Origin of the sequence: Corynebacterium sp. (genome assembly GCF_012837295.1) — a bacterium.
Lineage (GTDB): Bacteria > Actinomycetota > Actinomycetes > Mycobacteriales > Mycobacteriaceae > Corynebacterium.
In genome coordinates this window covers 1-2,035 of sequence record NZ_DURI01000329.1, presented here as the reverse complement: position 1 = coordinate 2,035, position 2,035 = coordinate 1, and the positions used below count along the sequence as shown (strand labels likewise).

1 protein-coding gene is annotated in these 2,035 nt (G+C 68.0%); it reads left to right on the top strand.

Translation table 11 applies throughout. The annotated features are described in order from the left end of the window. Positions 1–427: 427 nt before the first annotated feature. Positions 428–2,035 (top strand): DEDD exonuclease domain-containing protein (locus tag GX015_RS10820; protein ID WP_291345071.1); only part of this gene is annotated, 1,608 nt, incomplete at its 3' end.

Sequence of the window (2,035 nt, the reverse complement as noted above, 5' to 3'; positions counted from 1 at the left end):
CTCGCGGGCGCCGATTAGGCTTTGGTTTCCTGCCATGAGCGGCACCTCTGGGAGGGCCCCGCTTCAATGTCTCGGCAAGGTTACGAAATGGGAACGGCTCTTGTCCAGCCAACGCGCCAAGTCCGAATCGAAATCGGTTCGTTACCGCCATGAACCCCAATCCGTTACCCGCCCGTTATGAAACCCCGTTTTTCCGTCGATCCATAGTGTCACGCCGCGATAACGGGCTGAGACCTGCACCTTTTACACTCGCCCCCGGACTGCGTCGCGACGACCCCCGACAAGGTGAACGGTGCTAAAATCACACTTATGTGAAACGCGTCACATTTTGTGATTTGAGGCCGGTTCGCGGCTCAGCTTTCACATCCGCCACAGCGACCGGCAACCGCGGTCCGGCCGATCCGGGCGGCACCCTAGAATCGGTCGGGTGACCGCCGATGACCCGCTCCAGCTTTCCTTGACCGACGCCGTTTCCGGCTTCGGCGCCGGGTCGTCGCAAAGCAATGGCGGCGATTCCGGAGATGAACCGGGGCCGGGCACCGACGAACTCGGACTGGGCGAGACCACGTTCGTTGTCGTCGACCTCGAAACCACGGGGATGCGCGCGGGCGAGGACCACATCATCGAAATCGGCGCCGTGCGTGTCCGCGGCGGCGTCGAAGAGGGACGGTTCAGCGCCCTGATCGATCCGGGAATGAGGCTGCCCGGCTTCATCACCGAGCTGACGGGGATCACCGACGCCGACCTCGACGGTGCCCCGCAGCTGGGCACCGTGCTCCCCCGCTTCCTGGAATTCGCGTCGGGCGCGGTGTGGGTGGCGCACAATGCCCCGTTCGACATCGGATTCCTCCGCGCGTCATGCGGGCAATTGGGCATCGCCTGGCCGGCCCCCGCGGTCGTCGACACCCTGCAGCTCGCGCGCCGGTTGCTGGACCGGAAGCGGACGGGCAGTTTTCGCCTCGGCGACCTCGCCCGCTACGTCGGCGCCGAAGTGACGCCGAACCACCGCGCGCTGGATGATGCGGCGGCGACCGTCGACGTTCTCCACCACCTCATCGAGCGTCTGGCGGGGCATTCCGTCGAGACCGTGGGCGACCTGGAGCACTTCTCCCCCGACGTCGATCCCCGACTGCGCGAGAAGAAGGCGCTCATCGCGGATGCCCCGCATGCCCCGGGCGTCTACGTATTCCGGGGCGCATCCGGCGATCCCTTATATATAGGTACGGCGGTGAACCTGCGCCGCCGCCTTCTGCAGTACTTCACGGGCGCCGATCCGCGCCGCCGCATGGTCGAAATGGTGATGCTGGCCGAGTCCGTCGACGTCGCCGAGTGCGCCCATGGCATGGAGGCCGAAGTGCGCGAGGCCCGGATGCTCGCGTCCGCCCGCCCGCCGTACAACCGGCAGCGCAAGGAACCGGGCCAAGGGTGGTACCTCAACCCGCCGACGAAGAAGGGCGGGCCGAAGGTGTCGCGCGTGGCCGGCGGTGGGGATGCGATCGGGCCATTCCGCACCCGCAATGCCGCCCAGGCGACCAAAGACACCCTCGATCTCGACGCGGGCAATTTCGGGGAAGTAGCCGAGGAGCTGCGCGCCGGAGGAGCGGAACTCATCGCGCGGCTCGTCGACGACGTCTCCGCGGCGGCCGACGCCGGACGCTACCGCCGTGCGGCGTTCCTCCGGGACATCACCGCGGATCTGATCCTCGCCCTCGATCGGCGACAGCGGTTGGGTGCGCTGGCCTCGATCCCCCAGCTCCAGGCTGCGTTCCCCGATGGCCGCGGAGGATGGAACCTCGCGGTGGTCCGCCATGGCCGCCTCGCCGCCGCCGGCAGCTCGCCGCGCGGGGCCAATGCCGCACATGTCGCCGGACTGCTCGCGGACTCCGCCGAAACGGTGATCCCCGGCGAGGGCCCGTACCTCGGCGCCAATCAGCACGAGCTCCAGGTCGTGCACAACTGGTTGCTTCGCGACGATGTCCGGATCGGACCCAGCGACGGGCCATGGACGTCTCCCGCCGCGGGCGCGGGCCGCTGG